At 63.4% G+C, this 19,048-nt stretch carries 17 protein-coding genes; 15 read left to right on the top strand and 2 right to left on the bottom strand.

Translation table 11 applies throughout. The annotated features are described in order from the left end of the window. Positions 1-2: 2 nt before the first annotated feature. The 8 genes from H5P29_RS19820 (at position 3) to H5P29_RS19785 (ending at position 7,332) form a co-directional block, all read left to right on the top strand. The gene (locus H5P29_RS19820) at positions 3-1,391 is read left to right on the top strand and encodes a pyruvate dehydrogenase complex E1 component subunit beta (protein WP_154387071.1); all 1,389 of its coding nucleotides are present in this window, start codon (positions 3-5) and stop codon (positions 1,389-1,391) included. A gap of 18 nt (positions 1,392-1,409) precedes the next feature. After that, a complete protein-coding gene (locus H5P29_RS19815; RefSeq protein WP_154387070.1) occupies positions 1,410-2,786 on the top strand; it encodes a pyruvate dehydrogenase complex dihydrolipoamide acetyltransferase in 1,377 nt (458 codons plus the stop codon). A 50-nt stretch (positions 2,787-2,836) separates the two neighbouring features. Beyond that, complete coding sequence (locus H5P29_RS19810) at positions 2,837-3,475, top strand: SGNH/GDSL hydrolase family protein (protein WP_154387069.1); 639 nt, start codon at positions 2,837-2,839, stop codon at positions 3,473-3,475. A 3-nt stretch (positions 3,476-3,478) separates the two neighbouring features. Continuing rightward, positions 3,479-4,060 carry a GNAT family N-acetyltransferase gene (locus H5P29_RS19805; RefSeq protein WP_067962329.1) on the top strand — a complete coding sequence of 194 codons (582 nt, stop codon included), beginning with the start codon at positions 3,479-3,481 and terminating at the stop codon, positions 4,058-4,060. A 15-nt stretch (positions 4,061-4,075) separates the two neighbouring features. Then, positions 4,076-5,521 carry a dihydrolipoyl dehydrogenase gene (gene lpdA / locus H5P29_RS19800; protein WP_067962327.1) on the top strand — a complete coding sequence of 482 codons (1,446 nt, stop codon included), beginning with the start codon at positions 4,076-4,078 and terminating at the stop codon, positions 5,519-5,521. Positions 5,522-5,603: 82 nt separating this feature from the next. Next, entirely contained in the window at positions 5,604-5,885 is a 282-nt protein-coding gene (locus tag H5P29_RS19795) for a GlsB/YeaQ/YmgE family stress response membrane protein (RefSeq protein ID WP_067962325.1), read from the top strand. A 12-nt stretch (positions 5,886-5,897) separates the two neighbouring features. Continuing rightward, entirely contained in the window at positions 5,898-6,860 is a 963-nt protein-coding gene (lipA, locus tag H5P29_RS19790; RefSeq protein WP_067962324.1) for a lipoyl synthase, read from the top strand. 10 nt (positions 6,861-6,870) lie between these two features. Beyond that, the gene (locus H5P29_RS19785) at positions 6,871-7,332 is read left to right on the top strand and encodes a type II toxin-antitoxin system RatA family toxin (protein ID WP_067962323.1); all 462 of its coding nucleotides are present in this window, start codon (positions 6,871-6,873) and stop codon (positions 7,330-7,332) included. On the opposite strand, the gene H5P29_RS19780 is transcribed toward H5P29_RS19785, so the two are convergent. Beyond that, on the bottom strand, positions 7,308-7,814 hold the full coding sequence (locus H5P29_RS19780; RefSeq protein ID WP_067962320.1) for a CinA family protein: 507 nt from the start codon (positions 7,812-7,814) through the stop codon (positions 7,308-7,310). The genes H5P29_RS19785 and H5P29_RS19780 overlap by 25 nt on opposite strands. Beyond that, entirely contained in the window at positions 7,811-9,034 is a 1,224-nt protein-coding gene (locus H5P29_RS19775; protein WP_067962318.1) for a bifunctional 2-C-methyl-D-erythritol 4-phosphate cytidylyltransferase/2-C-methyl-D-erythritol 2,4-cyclodiphosphate synthase, read from the bottom strand. Before H5P29_RS19775 ends, H5P29_RS19780 begins: the two co-directional genes overlap by 4 nt. 140 nt (positions 9,035-9,174) lie before the next feature. On the opposite strand from H5P29_RS19775, the gene dusB reads away from it, so the two are divergent. From dusB to H5P29_RS19740, 7 genes are all read left to right on the top strand, one after another. Next, complete coding sequence (gene dusB, locus H5P29_RS19770) at positions 9,175-10,203, top strand: tRNA dihydrouridine synthase DusB (protein WP_154387068.1); 1,029 nt, start codon at positions 9,175-9,177, stop codon at positions 10,201-10,203. Continuing rightward, a complete protein-coding gene (locus H5P29_RS19765; protein WP_067962316.1) occupies positions 10,200-11,336 on the top strand; it encodes a nitrogen regulation protein NR(II) in 1,137 nt (378 codons plus the stop codon). The genes dusB and H5P29_RS19765 overlap by 4 nt, the downstream gene beginning before the upstream one ends. After that, positions 11,333-12,790, top strand: a complete 1,458-nt coding sequence (ntrC, locus tag H5P29_RS19760; RefSeq protein WP_067962314.1) for a nitrogen regulation protein NR(I) — start codon at positions 11,333-11,335, stop codon at positions 12,788-12,790. Before H5P29_RS19765 ends, ntrC begins: the two co-directional genes overlap by 4 nt. Before the next feature lie 139 nt (positions 12,791-12,929). Further along, positions 12,930-15,218 carry a PAS domain-containing sensor histidine kinase gene (locus H5P29_RS19755; RefSeq protein WP_067962313.1) on the top strand — a complete coding sequence of 763 codons (2,289 nt, stop codon included), beginning with the start codon at positions 12,930-12,932 and terminating at the stop codon, positions 15,216-15,218. Beyond that, the gene (locus tag H5P29_RS19750) at positions 15,208-16,569 is read left to right on the top strand and encodes a sigma-54 dependent transcriptional regulator (protein ID WP_067962312.1); all 1,362 of its coding nucleotides are present in this window, start codon (positions 15,208-15,210) and stop codon (positions 16,567-16,569) included. The genes H5P29_RS19755 and H5P29_RS19750 overlap by 11 nt, the downstream gene beginning before the upstream one ends. A gap of 54 nt (positions 16,570-16,623) precedes the next feature. Further along, the gene (gene trkA, locus H5P29_RS19745; protein ID WP_067962310.1) at positions 16,624-18,000 is read left to right on the top strand and encodes a Trk system potassium transporter TrkA; all 1,377 of its coding nucleotides are present in this window, start codon (positions 16,624-16,626) and stop codon (positions 17,998-18,000) included. Between the two features lie 79 nt (positions 18,001-18,079). Continuing rightward, positions 18,080-18,943 (top strand): D-amino-acid transaminase, encoded by an 864-nt coding sequence (locus H5P29_RS19740; RefSeq protein WP_067962309.1) that lies wholly within the window; start codon positions 18,080-18,082, stop codon positions 18,941-18,943. The last annotated feature ends 105 nt before the right edge of the window (positions 18,944-19,048 follow it).

The raw sequence follows: 19,048 nt of genomic DNA, 5'->3' as shown, positions 1-19,048 counted from the left end.
ACATGCCGATCGAAATTCTCATGCCTGCGCTCTCGCCGACGATGGAAGAGGGCAATCTTTCCAAGTGGTTGAAGAACGAAGGCGACAAGATCGTCGCCGGCGACGTCATCGCCGAAATCGAAACCGACAAGGCGACCATGGAAGTGGAAGCTGTTGACGAGGGCACCCTCGGTAAGGTCCTGATCGCCGCCGGCACTGAAGGTGTCAAGGTCAACACGCCGATCGCTGTGCTTTTGCAGGACGGCGAAAGTGCTGCCGACATCGGTAAGGGTGCTGCGCCTGCCAAGGCCGAGGCACCCGCTGCCGCGGCAGCACCGGCCGCTGCCGCTGGTCCGGTTGCCGCCACCCCTGTCGCTGCCGCGCCCAAGACTGAAGTCGCTGCCGACCCCGACATTCCCGCCGGCACTGAGATGGTGTCGACGACGGTGCGTGAAGCGCTGCGCGATGCCATGGCCGAAGAAATGCGCCGCGACGGTGACGTCTTCATCATGGGCGAGGAGGTCGCCGAGTACCAGGGCGCCTACAAGATCACCCAGGGCCTGCTGCAGGAGTTCGGCCCGCGCCGCGTCGTCGATACCCCTATCACCGAGCACGGCTTCGCCGGCGTCGGCGTCGGTGCTGCGATGACCGGCCTCAAGCCGATCGTCGAGTTCATGACCTTCAACTTCGCCATGCAGGCGATCGACCAGATCGTCAACTCGGCTGCCAAGACGCTCTACATGTCGGGTGGCCAGATGGGCGCGCCGATCGTCTTCCGTGGACCGAGCGGTGCGGCTGCCCGCGTCGCGGCCCAGCACTCGCAGTGCTATGCCGCATGGTACAGCCACATTCCGGGGCTCAAGGTGGTGATGCCGTACTCGGCAGCCGACGCCAAGGGCCTGCTCAAGGCTGCCATCCGCGATCCGAACCCGGTCATCTTCCTCGAGAACGAAATCCTCTACGGCCATTCCTTCGACGTGCCGAAGCTCGATGATTTCGTTCTGCCGATCGGCAAGGCGCGCATGCACAAGACCGGCAAGGACGTCACCATCGTGTCGTTCGGCATCGGCATGACCTATGCGATCAAGGCCGAGGCAGAACTTCGCGGCATGGGCATAGATGCTGAAATCATCGATCTCCGCACCATCCGTCCGCTCGACTTCGACACCATCATTGCCTCGGTGAAGAAGACCAACAGGCTGATCGTGGTGGAAGAGGGCTTCCCGCAGTCGTCGGTCGGCGACCACATTGCCAACCAGGTGTCGCAGCGCGCCTTTGATCACCTCGACGCGCCTGTCATCACCATCGCTGGCAAGGACGTGCCGATGCCCTACGCCGCCAATCTCGAGAAGCTCGCTCTGCCGAATGTCGGCGAAGTGATCGAGGCGGTCAAAGCAGTCACGTATCGCTGACACGGGCGGGAGGTCATCATGCCGATCAATATCACCATGCCTGCCCTTTCGCCGACCATGGAAGAGGGCAATCTGGCCAAGTGGCTGGTCAAGGAAGGCGACAAGGTTTCGCCTGGCGACGTGATCGCCGAGATCGAGACCGACAAGGCAACGATGGAAGTCGAGGCCGTCGATGAGGGCACTGTCGCCAGACTGCTGGTTCCGGCCGGCACCGAAGGCGTCAAGGTCAATGCGCTGATCGCCATTCTCGCCGGCGACGGCGAAGATGTCGCGGCTGCAGCCAAGGGCGGCGATGCCGCTCCTGCCAAGGCAGACGCGCCGAAGGCGGAAGCACCTGTTGCCGCGGCACCTGCGGCGCCCGCTGCTGCTCCGGTCGCTGCCGCGCCCGTTGCTGCCTCGGCAGCCAAGCCAGCTGCGACCAACGGCGCTGCACCCTCCGGCGACGGCCGGACCTTTGCATCGCCGCTCGCCCGCCGCATCGCCAAGGATTCGGGCATCGACCTTTCGGCTGTCACCGGCACCGGCCCACATGGCCGTGTCGTCAAAGCCGACGTCGAGGCTGCGATCTCGGGTGGCGGCGCCAAGGCTGCTCCTGCTGCCAAGGCTCCTGCCGGTGCTCCGGCTGCAGCACCCGCTGCCAAGGGCATGTCGGACGAACAGGTGCTCAAGCTGTTCGAAGAAGGCAGCTACGAACTCATCCCGCACGACAACATGCGCAAGACCATCGCGCGCCGTCTTGTCGAGGCCAAGAGCACCATCCCGCACTTCTATCTGACGCTCGACTGCGAGATCGACGCGCTGCTGGCGCTCCGCGCCCAGCTCAACGCGGCGGCGCCGGTGCGCAAGACTGAAAAGGGCGACGTGCCGGCCTACAAGCTGTCGGTCAACGACATGATCATCAAGGCGATGGCGCTGGCCCTGACGGCCGTTCCCGACGCCAATGTGTCATGGACCGACCAGGCCATGGTCAAGCACAAGCACGCCGATGTCGGTGTTGCCGTGTCGATCCCGGGTGGCCTGATCACCCCGATCATCCGCCAGGCCGACATCAAGACGCTGTCTGTCATTTCCAATGAAATGAAGGACCTTGCCGGCCGGGCCCGCAACCGCAAGCTCAAGCCTGAGGAATATCAGGGCGGCACCAGTGCCGTCTCCAACCTCGGCATGTTCGGCATCAAGGACTTCTCGGCCGTCATCAACCCGCCGCACGCCACCATCCTGGCGGTCGGCGCGGGCGAGGAACGGGCGGTCGTCAAGAATGGCGAGATCAAGATCGCCAATGTGATGTCGGTGACGCTGTCGACCGACCACCGTGCCGTCGACGGTGCGCTTGGCGCCGAACTGCTCTCGGCCTTCAAGCGCTTCATCGAAAACCCGATGGGCATGCTGGTGTAGTTTCCCCATTTCCCCTCCCTGCCAAGGGAGGGGATTCGAGGACTTCAATCATGAAGACTGTGCTTTGTTACGGCGACTCGCTGACCTGGGGCTACGATGCCGCGGGGCCGGGCCGTCACGCGCTTGAAGACCGCTGGCCAAGCGTGCTGCAGGCCGAACTGGGCGAGGGCGTCGAAGTTATCGCGGAAGGGCTGAACGGCCGCACGACTGCCTTCGATGACAACCTTGCCGCTGCCGACCGTAATGGTGCGCGGCTTCTGCCGACCATCCTCGGCACTCATGCGCCGATCGATGTGGTCGTCATCATGCTCGGCGCCAACGACATGAAGCCTTGGATCCACGGCAACCCGCTGGCCGCGAGGCAGGGCATGGCGCGCCTCGTCTCCATCGTGCGCTCCTACGACCACGGCATGGGCCATGCCGCGCCAGAAATCCTGCTGGTTTCGCCGCCAGCTGTTAGTCGCACCGAAAATGCCGAATACAAGGACATGTTCGCCGGCGGCGACGCAGCTTCGAAGCAGCTGGCCCCGCTTTATGCAGCGCTAGCCGACGAGGTCGGCTGCGGTTTCTTCGACGCCGGCTCCATCGCCGAGACGACACCGCTCGACGGCGTGCATCTCGATGCTCAGAACACGCGGGCGATCGGCACGGCACTCGCGCCGATCGTGCGCGTCATGCTGGAGCTCTAGAGCTTGGCTGGCGCTATCACCATCCGCAGGGCCGAGCGGCGCGATGCCGCCGAACTCGCCATCCTCGTCGACCTGTCATCGCACGGGCTGGCGTCATGGCTATGGTATGGCGCGGTGCTGGAAGGCACGACGCAGACGGCTCTCGAGCATGGCCGCAACCAGCTGCGTTGCGACGACGACCGTGCCGGCTGGAAAAATGCCAGCCTGGCCGAGGTCGATGGCGAGATCGCCGGTCTGGTGATCGGCCATGTCGTCGAACCGTCCTTTGCCGAAGAGGAAGCGCCTCACCCGGTGTTCGAGCCGATCCTCGTGCTTCAGCAACAGACCATCGGCCACTGGTTCATCGACAGCGTCGGTGTCTACCAGCACCATCGCGGACATGGCATCGGCAGAAAGCTCGTCGATCATGAGCTCGAGCGTGCCGGCGCCCGGCCGGTCAGCCTGATCACCGAAAGCGACAATGACGTGGCGCTTGGCCTCTACAAATCCTGCGGGTTTGAGGAAATCGCGCGCCAGCCATCCGTATCGACCGACACCTACAGCAAACAACACGACTGGGTGCTGCTCACCCGCAGCGCGACCTGAACAAGAGGCACACTCATGGCTGACAATTACGACGTCATCGTTATCGGCTCCGGCCCCGGCGGCTATATCGCTGCGATCCGCGCTGCCCAGCTCGGTCTCAAGACTGCAGTCGTCGAGCGCGAGCACCTCGCCGGCATCTGCTCCAACTGGGGCTGCATCCCGACCAAGGCGCTGCTGCGCTCGGCCGAAGTGCTGCATCTCGCCGAGCACGCCAAGAATTACGGCCTGAAGCTCGAAGGCTCGATCTCGCCCGACCTCAAGGCCATCGTCGACCGGTCGCGCGGCATCGCCCAGCGCATGAATGGCGGTGTCGGCTTCCTGATGAAGAAGAACAAGGTCGACGTCATCTGGGGCGAGGCCAAGCTTACCAAGCCCGGCCAGATCGTCGTGTCGAAATCGTCGAAAAAGCCGATGGAGCCGCAGGCGCCGTTGCCCAAGAACACGCTGGGTGAGGGCACCTACAGCGCCAAGCACATCATCGTTGCTACCGGTGCCCGTCCGCGCGCGCTGCCCGGCATCGAGCCGGATGGCAAGCTGATCTGGACCTATTTCGAGGCGATGGTGCCGCCGGAGATGCCGAAGTCGCTGCTGGTCATGGGGTCCGGCGCCATCGGCATCGAATTCGCCTCGTTCTACCGTACGATGGGCGTCGAGGTGACCGTCGTCGAAGTGATGCCAGCCGTCATGCCGGTGGAAGACGCCGAGATCTCGGCCTTCGCCAAGAAGCAGTTCGAAAAGCAGGGCATGAAGATCCATCTCGAAGCCAAGGTTACCAAGGTCGAGAAGGGCGCCAATTCGGTTACCGCCCATGTCGAGATGAAGGACGGCAAGATAGAGAAGATCACCGCCGACCGCATGATCTCGGCCGTCGGCGTGCAGGGCAACATCGAAAACATCGGCCTCGAAGCGCTCGGCGTGAAGACTGACCGCGGCTGCATCGTCATTGACGGCTACGGCAAGACCAATGTGCCTGGCATCTATGCCATCGGCGACGTCGCAGGTCCGCCCATGCTGGCGCACAAGGCCGAGCACGAGGCCGTCATCTGCGTCGAGAAGATCGCCGGCCTGCCCAACGTGCATCCGATGGACAAGCTCAAGATCCCAGGTTGCACCTACTGCAACCCACAGGTCGCGTCCGTTGGCCTGACCGAAGCCAAGGCCAAGGAAGCCGGCCACGACATCCGCGTCGGCCGCTTCCCCTTCGTCGCCAACGGCAAGGCAATCGCGCTTGGCGAGGATCAGGGCATGGTCAAGACCATCTTCGACAAGAAGACCGGCCAGTTGCTCGGCGCGCACCTCGTCGGCGCCGAAGTGACCGAGCTGATCCAGGGTTTTGTCGTGGCGATGAACCTCGAAACGACGGAAGAAGAGCTGATGCACACCATCTTCCCGCATCCGACGATCTCGGAAACGATGAAGGAAAGCGTGCTCGACGCCTATGGGCGTGCGCTCAACGCATGACCGATACCCATCGGCGCGTCTGTTGCGGCGCGCCTGATGGAACTATATCAGCAGAACGTCCGCGAGTGGCCGGAGACGACTGATGGAACAGAGTTACGGAATCATGGGCATGCCGGGCGTCGGTTTCTTCGGCATGCTGCTCATCGGCTTCCTTGCCGGCTACGTCGCCGAGCGCACGATGAACCGCGACCACGGCTTCCTGACCAACATCCTCGTCGGCATCGCCGGATCGTTTGTCGGCGGCACTCTGGCGGGGCTGCTCGGTATCAATTATTACGGCTTCATGGGCAATCTGATCGTCGCCATCGCAGGCGCGGTCATCGTGCTCTGGATTTTCGGCCGCTCGCAAGCGCGTCGGCCTTGATAGGATAGACTGATGGTCACTGTGCTTGATCTCAAAGACCGTCCGCGCGCGCGGCACCCGGAAAAGGCCCACCGGCCCGATCAGGAGGTTCTGCGCAAGCCAGACTGGATCCGCGTCAAGGCGCCGGTGTCGCGCGGCTATCAGGAAACGCGCGAGATCGTGAAGTCGCACAAGCTGGTCACCGTCTGTGAGGAGGCCGGCTGCCCCAACATTGGCGAGTGCTGGGAAAAGAAGCACGCTACCTTCATGATCATGGGCGAGATCTGCACCCGCGCCTGCGCATTCTGCAATGTCGCCACCGGCATCCCGACGGCGCTCGACCCGAACGAGCCGGAGAGCGTGGCCAAGGCCGTCGCCCAGATGGGCCTGACTCACGTCGTCATCACTTCGGTCGACCGCGACGATCTTGCCGACGGCGGTGCCCAGCATTTTGCCGACGTGATCCACGCCATCCGCCGGCTGACGCCGACCACGACCATCGAGATCCTGACGCCAGACTTCCTGCGCAAGGAAGGGGCGCTGGAGATCGTGGTTGCCGCGCGCCCCGACGTCTTCAACCACAATCTTGAAACCGTGCCGTCGAACTATCTGACCGTTCGCCCCGGCGCGCGCTACTTCCATTCGATCCGCCTGCTGCAGCGGGTCAAGGAGCTCGATCCCTCTATCTTCACCAAGTCCGGCATCATGGTCGGGCTCGGCGAGGAGCGCAATGAAGTGCTTCAGCTGATGGACGACCTGCGCAGCGCCAATGTCGACTTCATGACCATCGGCCAGTACCTGCAGCCGTCGAAGAAGCACCACCCGGTCAAGAAGTTCGTGACGCCTGATGAATTCCAGTCCTACGCGACCGTCGGCAAGTCCAAGGGCTTCCTGCTCGTTGCCTCAAGCCCGCTAACGCGCTCGTCGCACCATGCCGGCGATGATTTCGCCAAGCTGCGCGCCGCGCGCGAAGCGCTGCTCACGAAAAAGGCCTGATCAGCGCCGGATGCCGAAATTCGAAACCACCCGTCACGTCGGCCACCCGCCGGACAAGATGTTCGCCCTGGTTGCCGACGTGGAGAAATACCCCGAATTCCTGCCGCTGTGCGAAGCACTCAACGTCCGCTCGCGGCGTGAGCGCGATGGACGTGAGATTCTCGTGGCCGACATGACCGTCGGCTACAAGGCATTCCGCGAGACCTTCACCACCCAGGTGCTGCTCACCCCTGACGAAAATACCATCGACGTCAAATATCTCGATGGCCCGTTCCGCTATCTCACCAATGAATGGAAATTCGTCCCAGCGCCCGACGGTGGCTCCGGCGTCGAGTTCTTCATCGACTACGAGTTCAAGAACCGCATCCTCGGCGCCCTGATGGGCACCATGTTCGACCGCGCCTTCCGCATGTTCGCCGAAGCTTTCGAGAAGCGCGCCGACGCGATCTACGGTCCGGCGAAGCCGGCCTGACCGACGGCCCGCAGGCCCAGTCCCAGCGCTGTCCTGACCGTCTCACGGCGGATGAAGTCGCGGCCCTTGTCTTCGAAGATGCGGAACTCCGCTTCCACTGGCGCGCCTTTGCGCGCGACGCCGAACCAGACCAGGCCGACTGGCTTTTCGGCCGAGCCGCCGCCGGGGCCGGCGACGCCTGTTACCGCAAGCGCCAGGCTGGCACGCGAATGGGCAAGCGCACCCGCTGACATTTCAAGCGCAGTTTCGCGCGACACCGCGCCGTGGACCTTGAGCGTCGCCTCGGAGACGCCGAGCATCTCCATCTTCGCTTCGTTGGAATAGGTGATGAAGCCGCGGTCGACGACGGCCGACGAGCCGGCAATATCAGTCAGGGCAGCGATGATCATGCCGCCCGTGCAGCTTTCGGCCGTTGCGATCATGATGCCCTGGGCAAGGCAGGCGTCGAGCAGGGCCGAGGCGAGGGCGGTGACGTCGCTCATTCCGGCAGTTCCCCGGGATAGACCACGCTTGCGGTTGCGATCGCGGCGATGCCCTCTTCACGCCCGATGAAGCCGAGCTTCTCGTTGGTCGTTGCCTTGATCGAGATGCGCTCGGGCGCGATGCGCAGCATGTCTGCGAGTTCCGCCGTCATTGCCGCACGATGGGGACCGACCTTTGGCGCCTCGCAGATCAGCGTGACGTCGGCATTGGCGATGCGGCCACCGCGCGAGCGCACGATCGCCGCCGCATGTTCGACGAACTGGCGTGACGCGGCACCCTTCCACTGCGGGTCGGATGGCGGGAAATGGGTGCCGATGTCGCCGGCGCCGCAGGTGGCCAGCAATGCGTCGGTCAGCGCATGCAGTCCCACATCGGCATCGGAATGTCCGTTCAGCTTCTTCGAATGCGCGATCTTCACGCCGCACAGCCAGACATGGTCGCCTGCTTCGAATGAGTGCACGTCGTAACCGTTGCCGGTACGGACGTCGGGAAAGCTGATTGCTTGGCCGGAAAGGCGCTGATCGGCCATGGCGATGTCCTTAGCCCAGGTGAGTTTGACGTTGTCGGGCGAGCCGAGCACGAGGCGAACCGGGATGCCTGCCCATTCTGCGATGGCGGAATCGTCTGTGAAATCGCTGCGGCCGGCCTCGAAGGCGCGCTGGTGCGCGGAAAAGATCGGATCGAAGGGAAAGCCTTGCGGCGTCTGCGCCGAATGCAGGCCCGCGCGCGGCACTGTTTCGGCCACGGTACGGTCGAAGGCTTCTTTCTTGAGGGTGTCGGAAACTGGCAGCGACGGCAGTGAGCCGTGACTGGCGTCGATGCCCGAAATGGCGCGATCGATGACTTCAGGGCTGATGAACGGCCTGACGCCATCATGGATCAGCACGGCCTGTGGCCTGGATTGCTGCAAGGCAATGAGCGCAAAGCGCGTCGAATCCTGGCGCGTTGCGCCGCCGACGACAGTGGTGACGCGCGCGGCCAATTCGCCGGCAGCTGAGGCAAAAAGCTCGCTGTCGTCGGCGTGGATGGCAACCGCGATCGGGCCAACCTTGGGGTGGTCGAGAAATGCCTTCAGCGTGTGCCAGATCACCGCCTTGCCGCCGATCCGGCGATATTGCTTCGGTCCGTCAGCCTGGCCGGCGCGTTCACCGCGCCCGGCCGCCACGACCACGACGGCGACGTTCGAATTCTGCTGGTTCGGCAACGGCTTCGGATTCATGTGCAGAGGCTTAGCCGCGAGCCCTCAGGAAGGCCAGAGGAATCCAGAAAGCGCCGCATTCGGCTGTCATTTCGCAGTTGCACAATGACCCGACAGTGGCTACTCATTGTGCAGCAGTGAATGGTGCTTTGTTTTTGTGCATGACTGATCTGGAAAAACTCGGCGAGCCGCTTTCGATCGGCGATGTGACAATCCGCAATCGGGTGTTCCTGGCGCCGATGTCGGGTGTCACCGACGAAGCCTTCCGCACGCGCGCTTATGCCCATGGGGCCGGCCTTGTCGTGTCGGAGATGGTGGCGAGCGGCGAATTGGCAAAGGGGCGCGGCTCCAGCGGCTTCCGCATCCGCCACTCTGGCCTGCCCGTGCACATGGTGCAGTTGGCCGGCCGCGAGGCAGCGCATATGGCCGAGGCCGCCCGCATCGCCGTCGGCGAAGGCGCCGATGTAATCGATATCAACATGGGCTGCCCGGCCAAGAAGGTGACGGGCGGTTATGCCGGCTCGGCGCTGATGCGCGACCTCGACTACGCGCTGACCTTGATCGATGCCGTCGTTGGCGCAGTCGACGTGCCCGTGACGCTCAAGATGCGGCTGGGCTGGGACGACCACGTGCTCAATGCCCCCGAACTGGCCCTCCGTGCTGAGCAGGCGGGCGTCCGGATGGTCACCGTGCATGGCCGCACGCGCTGCCAGTTCTATCAGGGCAAAGCCGACTGGCGCGCCATCGCGCGCGTCAAGCAGGCAGTCAGCATTCCCGTCGTCGCAAATGGCGATGTGGCGACACCGGGAGATGCGATGGGCATTCTCGAGCAGTCGGGTGCCGATGCCGTCATGGCGGGGCGTTCGCATTATGGTGCGCCATGGACTGCTGGCGTGATCGCCGCTGCCGCAGGCAGGAGCGGTGCAACTGATGTGCCCAGGTCGTCGTCCGACCTGGTCGACTATGTCGTTGCCCATTACGAGGACATGCTGGCGCTCTATGGCATCGCGAGTGGCCTGCGCCAGGCGCGCAAGCATCTCGGCTGGTATCTCGATCGCCACACCGCTTCACTGCCTGACGAGCTGCGCCGCCGGGTGCTGACATCGTTCGAGCCGCAGCAGGTGATTTCATCGCTGCGTGAAGCACTTGCGGCTTTCGGCGAATGCATGTTCGAAAGGAATGCGGCATGAGTTTCGACCGGGCGCCTCAGTCGGTTGATGCCGCGCAGATCGTGCTGAACACGATCCGTCGCCCGGTCATCATGATCGGGCCGGACAATTTCATCACTTTCGCCAATGCCGATGCCGAGGACTTCTTCCGTTCCAGTGCTGCCATGCTGTCGCGCAGCGAGCTGTCGCGCTTCGTGCCTTTCGGCAGCCCCATCCTGACGCTGGTCGAGCAGGTGCGCGAGCGCAACACGCCCGTCAACGAGTACCGCGTCGATGTTTCGTCGCCCCGGCTGGGCATCGAGAAGATGGTCGATCTCTACGTCGCACCTGCATCCGAGTTGCCGGGATCGGTGGTGGTGATGTTCCAGGAGCGCTCGATGGCCGACAAGATCGACCGTCAGATGACGCATCGCGGTGCCGCGCGCTCCGTCACCGGCCTGGCCGCGATGCTGGCGCATGAGATCAAGAACCCGCTCTCCGGCATTAGGGGGGCCGCGCAGCTTTTGGAGCTCTCCGCTTCCGACGAAGACCGCGCGCTGACGCGGCTGATCGTCGATGAAACCGATCGTATTGTTTCGCTCGTCGACCGCATGGAGGTGTTTTCGGATGAGCGACCTGTTGACCGCTATCCGGTAAACATCCACGTCGTGCTCGACCATGTGAAGGCGCTGGCCAGGAACGGCTTTGCCAATGGAATCAAGATCCTGGAGGATTACGATCCGTCGCTGCCGCCGGTTTATGCCAACCGTGACCAGCTGATCCAGGTGTTTCTCAACCTGGTCAAGAACGCCGCCGAGGCGATCGGCCACGACCCGCATGGCGAAATCACGCTGTCGACCGCCTTCAAGCCCGGCATCCGCATGTCGATCCCTGGCACACAGGATCGTGTCTCGTTGCCGCTGGAATTCTGCGTCCACGACAACGGATCGGGCGTGTCAGAGGACATCCTGCCGATCCTGTTCGACCCTTTCATCACCACCAAGCCCAATGGCTCGGGTCTCGGTCTGGCGCTTGTCGCCAAGATCGTCGGTGACCATGGCGGCGTGATCGAGTGCGATTCGACCCCGCGCGGCACCACCTTCCGCATCCTGATGCCTGCCTGGAAGGAACTGCCCGTGCATCTCGACGACGACAGCGAAGGAGCCCATCGATGAGCGTGCGCGGAAACATTCTTGTCGCCGACGACGATGCGGCGATCCGCACGGTGCTCAACCAGGCGCTGTCGCGCATGGGTCATGAGGTTCGCGTCACCTCCAACGCCGCGACGCTGTGGCGCTGGGTGGCGGCCGGCGAGGGCGATCTTGTCATTACCGACGTGGTGATGCCCGACGAGAACGCCTTCGACATGCTGCCACGCATCAAGAAGGCGCGCCCGGAGCTGCCGGTTATCGTGATGAGCGCGCAGAACACATTCATGACCGCCATCCGCGCGTCGGAGACCGGTGCCTACGAGTATCTGCCCAAACCCTTCGATCTCACCGAGCTGCTAAGCATCGTCAATCGTGCGCTGTCCGAGCCACGGCGGCCGAAGAGCGACCAGCGCCATGACGAGCAGCCCGACGCCATGCCACTTGTCGGCCGTTCGGCGGCGATGCAGGACATCTACCGGATGCTCGCCCGCATGATGCAGACGGACCTGACCGTCATGATCTCGGGCGAATCGGGCACCGGCAAGGAGCTGGTGGCGCGCGCGCTCCATGAATATGGGCGTCGCCGCAACGGACCGTTCGTTGCCATCAACATGGCCGCCATCCCGCGCGACCTGATCGAATCCGAGCTGTTCGGTCACGAGAAGGGCGCTTTTACCGGGGCGCAGAACCGCTCCACCGGCCGGTTCGAGCAGGCCGACGGCGGCACTTTGTTCCTTGACGAGATTGGCGACATGCCGATGGAGGCGCAGACCAGGCTGCTGCGCGTGCTGCAGCAGGGCGAATACACCACCGTTGGCGGCCGCACCCCGATCAAGACCGATGTGCGTATCGTCGCAGCCACCAACAAGGATCTGCGCACGCTCATCAACCAGGGCCTGTTCCGCGAAGATTTGTTCTATCGTCTCAATGTCGTGCCGCTTCGCCTTCCAGCGCTGCGCGAACGTTCGGAAGATGTCCCCGACCTCGTCCGCCACTTCTTCAAGCTCGGCGTCAGCGAAGGGCTTCAGGCCAAGCGTATCTCGGCCGGCGGCGTCGAGTTGATGAAGCGCTATCCTTGGCCGGGCAATGTGCGCGAGCTGGAAAATCTGGTGCGCCGGCTGGCTGCACTCTATCCGCAGGACGAGATTTCGGCCGAAATCATCGAATCCGAACTCAAGACCGGCGAGCAGCCGGTTGTCCCAGGTGGCAATCTCATCCCCGACGATCTGTCGGTCGGCCAAGCGGTCGAACATTTCCTGCAGCGCTATTTCGCGATGTTCGCCGGCGACCTGCCGCCGCCCGGGCTCTACCAGCGCATCCTTGCCGAGGTCGAATACCCGCTGGTGCTCGCTTCGATGACGGCGACGCGCGGCAACCAGATCAAGGCCGCAGAACTTCTGGGCCTCAACCGCAACACGCTGCGCAAGAAGATCCGCGAACTCGGCGTCAACGTCTACAAATCGTCGCGGCCGGCCTGACGCGCGAACATCGCGTCGGGACTGAACACGCTTATCTGTCGATAGCCCGTCTAAACATTTTTGCTTCGGGCGAAAATGTTGCATAATCGCCACAATGCGTTGCATAGATGCGCCGCAATCAATGTCTCTACACGGCAGCATGGCGAGCCAGGCAAAACCTCTAAACGACAAGACGCCCGTACACCCTCGGCAGGAAGGTCGCCGCCTTCTCGCGCTTCCGGGCGTGCTGGCTATCGCCGCCGCGCTGGTTTCGGCAGCGGTGTCGTTCGCTATTCTGATCGGCGTCACCCCGATCACGCCTGATTCGACGACGACGCTGGCGCTGATCGCCATCAATGCCGTGCTGGTGCTGATCCTCGTCGGACTGATCGCCTTCGAGATCCAGCGCATCGTCATGGCCCGCAAGCGCGGCAAGGCCGCGTCGCGGCTGCATGTGCGCATTGTCACGATGTTCGCGCTGGTGGCAGCCTTGCCGGCGCTGCTTGTCGCCGTCGTCGCCTCGATCACGCTCGACATCGGCCTCGACCGCTGGTTCCAGATCCGCACCACGACGATCGTCAATTCATCGCTGTCGATCGCCGAAGCCTATGTCCAGGAAAACGCCCGCAACCTGCAGAGCACGACGCTGTCGATGGCCAACGACCTCGACAACAACCGTCCGCTCTACGGTCTCGACCGCAGCGGCTTCCTCGACTTCATGGGCCGGCAAGCGCAATTGCGGGCGCTGGCCCACGCGGCCCTGATCAGCGCCGACGGCTCCTTCGTCATGAGCGCCAAGACCGGCGCCGATTTCGCCATGCCCGAGCCTCCGGCCGTTGCGGTCCAGACCGCCGCCGACGGCAAGCCGGTGCTGATCGAGCCGAAGACGCGCAACATCGTCGGCGCCATCATCAAGCTGCGCGAGATCGAAGGGCTCTACCTCTACACGATCCGGCTGGTCGATCCGGAGGTGATCAAGGCGCGCCAGATCGTCACCGCCAACACCGAGGAATATCGCGACCTCGGCGCCAACCGGCGTACCACGCAGATCGCCTTTGCGCTGCTCTATCTCGGCCTGACGCTGATCGTCGTGCTGTCGGCGATCTGGACCGGTATTGCGGTCGCTGACCGCATCGTCCGGCCGATCCGCCAGCTGATCGGCGCCGCCGACGAGGTTGCCACAGGCAATCTCGACGTCTCGGTGCCGGTGCGGCAGTCGGATGGCGACGTCGGCGCGCTGAGTGACACGTTCAACAACATGCTGCTCGAGCTCAAGTCGCAACGCAACGAGATCCTGACCGCCAAGGACGTCATCGACGAGCGCCGTCGTTTCTCGGAAGCCGTGCTGTCGGGCGTTACCGCCGGCGTCATCGGCGTCGACCCTTATGGCAGCATCACCATCGTCAATCCGTCGGCGGAGGCGATGCTGGCAATCTCGGCTTCCGAGTCGCTTGGCCAGAACCTGTCGATCCTGTTGCCGCATGTCGGTCGCGTCTTCGAGATCGGCCGCAAGTCAGGCCGCGCCGTCTACCGCGAGCAGGTCACCTTCTACCGCGCCGGCGCCGAGCGCACCTTCAACGTGCAGGTGACGGTCGAGGAGGGCGAGAGCGAGGTCGGCGACAAGTCCTATGTCGTCACGATCGACGATATCACCGACCTAGTGACCGCGCAGCGCACCTCCGCCTGGGCCGACGTTGCGCGCCGCATCGCCCACGAGATCAAGAACCCGCTGACGCCGATCCAGCTGTCGGCGGAACGTATCCGTCGGCGCTACGGCAAGGTCATCACCGAGGACCGCGAGGTCTTCGACCAGTGCACAGAAACGATCATCCGCCAGGTCGGCGACATAGGCCGTATGGTCGATGAATTCTCGGCCTTTGCGCGTATGCCGAAGCCCGAGATGAAGGTGATCGACATCCGCGAACCGCTGCGCGAGGCGTCGTTCCTCGTCGAGGTCAGCCGCGCCGACATCGCCTTCGAGCGCGAGATCACGCCGGGACCGCTCAAGGGAACGTTTGACAGCCGCCTGATGGCCCAGGCTTTCGGCAATGTCATCAAGAATGCCGCCGAGGCGATCGAGGCGGCGGAACGCCAGACCGGTGAGGCCGGGTTCATCAAAATCCGGGCGCGGCGGGACGGCAACTCGATCCGCATCGATGTGATCGACAATGGCAAGGGATTGCCACGCGAGAATCGCCAGCGGCTGCTCGAGCCCTATATGACGACACGCGAGAAAGGCACGGGGCTCGGCCTCGCTATCGTCAAGAAGATTGTCGAGGACCACGGCGGAAGATTGGAACTTCACGACGCACCAGCCGATTTCCATGGCGGGCGCGGCGCGATGATCAGCATGATCCTGCCTGCGGCGGCCGAAGAGGCCGCGGCACCCAAGGGTGCCGACGACGCAGTACAGGGCAGAGAAACCGAAAAGGTCGGAAATGGCGTCTGATATTCTTATCGTTGACGACGAGGAAGACATCCGCGAACTGGTCGCGGGCATCCTGAGCGACGAAGGCCACGAAACCCGTACGGCGTTCGACGCCGACAGCGCGCTTGCCGCGATAGCGGATCGTGCGCCGCGTCTTGTCTTTCTCGACATCTGGTTGCAGGGGTCGCGGCTCGACGGCCTGGCGCTGCTCGACGAAATCAAGACGCTGCACCCCAATCTGCCTGTCGTGATGATCTCCGGCCACGGCAACATCGAAACGGCCGTTTCGGCGATACGCCGCGGCGCCTACGACTTCATCGAGAAGCCGTTCAAGGCCGACCGGCTGATCCTGATCGCCGAGCGCGCGCTCGAAACCTCGAAGCTTAGGCGCGAGGTTTCCGACCTCAAGATGCGTAGTGGCGAAACCCACGACCTGATCGGCATGTCGTCGGCGATGAGCCAGTTGCGCCAGACCATCGACCGTGTTGCGCCGACCAATAGCCGCATCATGATCATCGGCCCGTCGGGTTCGGGCAAGGAAATGGCCGCGCGCGCCATCCATGCGCTGTCGTCACGCAAGAACGGCCCGTTCGTCGCGCTCAATGCCGCGACGATCACGCCGGAGCGCATGGAGATCGAGCTGTTCGGCACCGAATCGAACGGCGGCGAACGCAAGGTGGGAGCACTCGAAGAGGCGCATCAGGGTATCCTCTACCTCGATGAAATCGCCGACATGCCGCGTGAGACGCAAAACAAGATCCTGCGCGTGCTCGTCGAGCAGCAGTTCGAGCGCGTCGGCGGCACCAAGCGGGTCAAGGTCGACGTGCGCATCATCTCGTCGACGGCGCAGAATCTCGAGGCGATGATCGCCGAGGGGCGTTTCCGCGAGGATCTCTATCACCGCCTGGCGGTCGTGCCGGTCATGGTTCCGGGGCTTGCCGAGCGCCGCGAGGACATTCCTTACCTCGTCGACAACTTCATGAAGCAGATGGCCAAGCAGGCCGGCATCAAGCCGCGCCGCATCGGCGACGACGCGCTCGCCGTGCTCCAAGCCCACAACTGGCCGGGCAACGTCCGCCAGCTGCGCAACAATGTCGAGCGCCTGCTGATCCTTGCCCGCAGCGACAACCCCGAAGCGCCGATCACGGCCGACTTGCTGCCGTCTGAAATCGGCGACGTCATGCCGCGCGCGCCCAACCAGTCGGACCAACACATCATGGCGCTGCCACTGCGCGAGGCGCGCGAGATGTTTGAGAAGGAGTATCTGATCGCCCAGATCAACCGCTTCGGCGGCAACATCTCGAAGACGGCCGAATTCATCGGCATGGAGCGCTCCGCACTTCATCGCAAGCTCAAATCGCTTGGCGTCTAGCATGCTCGATGCGGTTTCAGCTGAGACGGTGGACAGGCAGGATCGGTCGATGACATGCGCGTAATCATCTGTGGGGCGGGGCAGGTCGGTTACGGCATTGCGGAGCGGCTGGCGGCTGAAAAGAACGATGTCTCGATCATCGACACCGCGCCGGAGCTGATCCAGGCGGTGCGTGACCAGCTCGACGTGCGCGGCTTCGTCGGCCACGGCTCGCATCCAGAGGTGCTCGAAGCCGCCGGTGCGCAGAACGCCGACATGATCATCGCGGTGACGCTGTTCGACGAGGTCAATATCGTCGCCTGTGAGGTGGCGCACGCGCTGTTCAACGTGCCGATGAAGGTCGCGCGCATCCGCTCGCAATCCTATCTGCAGCCGCACTACCAGGACCTGTTCTCGCGCGAACACCTGCCGATAGACGTTATCATCTCGCCGGAGCTGGAAGTCGGCGAAATGGTGCTCAGGCGCATCACGCTGCCCGGCGCCGTCGATGTCGTCCGCTTCGCCGAAAACCACATCATCATGGTGGCGATCGAGTGCCTGGAGGATTGCCCCGTCATCAACACGCCGCTGGCGCAGTTGAGCGAGCTGTTCCCCGATCTGCCTTCAACCGTTGTCGGCGTGACCCGCAACGGCCGCCTGTTCATCCCCCATTCGGCCGACCAGCTTGTGGCGGGCGACCTTGCTTATGTGGTGACCACCAAGGAGCAGGTCCGGCGCACGCTCGGCCTGTTCGGCCATGACGAACAGGAGGCGACACGCATCGTCATCGCTGGCGGCGGCAATATCGGCCTGTTTGTTGCCCGCACGCTCGAACAGCGCCAGAGCCGCACCAAGATCAAGATCATCGAGGCCAACAAGGAGAGGGCGGTCAAGGTCGCCGACGTGCTCCGCCGCACGGTCGTTCTCAACGGCAGCGCGCTCGACCAGAAGCTTTTGATGGAAGCCGACATCCAGGATGCTGACCTGATGGTGGCGCTGACCAACAACGACCAGGTCAACATACTGTCCTCGGTCATGGCCAAGCGCCTGGGCTGCAAGGGCAACCTGGCGCTGATCAACAACCCGGCCTATCACGACCTGACCAAGCCGCTCGGCATCGATGCGCACGTCAATCCGAGTGCAGTGACCATTTCGCGCGTATTGCAGCACGTCCGGCGCGGCCGCATCCGGCAGGTGCACTCGATCCAGCGCGGTGCCGCCGAGATCATCGAGGCGGAGGCGCTCGAAACCTCGCCGCTGGTCGGCACGCTGCTGCGCGACCTGGAACTTCCCGATGGCATGCGCATCGGTGCCATCTACAGGGATGGCCATGTCGTCAAGCCAAGCGGATCGGTGAAGATCAAGCCTCGGGATCGTGTCGTCATCTTCGCGCTTGATAAGGCGGTCAAACAGGTCGAGCAGATGTTCCGTGTCAGCCTCGAATTCTTCTGACCTGGACCAGCCTTTTGCGGATTGCCGCGTGGCACAAATCGACTAGAACTCCGTTTGAATTTTCGGGGACACGAAAACCATGCCGCGCATAGCCTACGTCAATGGCCGCTATCTCCCTCATGCCCAGGCAGGTGTGCATATCGAGGACCGGGGCTATCAGTTCGCTGACGGCGTCTATGAGGTCTGCGAAGTGGCGCGCAGCTTCATCGTCGACAGCGTCGGCCACCTCAACCGCCTCGATCGCTCGCTTTCGGAACTCAGGATCGCCTGGCCGGTCAATCGCGCCGCGCTGGTCCACATCATGCGCGAAGTCATCGCCCGCAATCGTGTCCACAACGGCATGGTCTATCTCCAGGTGACGCGTGGTGTTGCGCCGCGCGACCACGTCTTCCCGGCTGGCACAACACTTTCTTCGCTTGTCGTGACAGCCAAGCGCACCGACCCGGTGGCATCGGCCAAACGCGCGGCGGCCGGCATCAAGGTGATCACTGTGCCGGAGAATCGCTGGGAGCGTGTCGACATCAAGTCGGTCGGTTTGCTGCCCAACGTGCTGGCGCGTCAGCAGGCCAAGGAGGCCGGCGCCCAGGAAGCCTGGTTCGTCGACCCGGACGGAACCGTCAAAGAAGGGGCGGCGACAAACGCCTGGATCGTCACCAAGGACGGCCATCTCGTCACCAGGCCCGCCGACAGCGGCATCCTGCGCGGCATCACCCGCACGACGCTGATGGATGTCGCCAAGAAGCTCGGCCTGAAGGTCGAGGAGCGTGGTTTTACCGTCGAGGAAGCCAAGTCGGCGCGCGAAGCGTTCATGACGGCTGCGACCACGGTGATCATGCCGATCGTCGCCATTGACGGCCAGCCGGTCGCCAACGGGCATCCGGGATCGGTCGCGCTTTCGCTGCGTGAGGCATTTTTTGACGTTGCGGAAAAAATCCAAGCCTGATAACCGCTTGGGCGTAAATGGTTAAATTCATCTCGTTCAGCTTGCCACGCGTTGTGGCAAGGGGGTGTTTGCTGGCTTGACATGGGCCCGGTAATTTGGCGCATT

Origin of the sequence: Aminobacter sp. MDW-2, assembly GCF_014250155.1 — a bacterium.
Lineage (GTDB): Bacteria > Pseudomonadota > Alphaproteobacteria > Rhizobiales > Rhizobiaceae > Aminobacter > Aminobacter ciceronei.
Note: the sequence above shows the minus strand (reverse complement) of the source record. Positions and strands in the feature narration are given on the sequence as shown.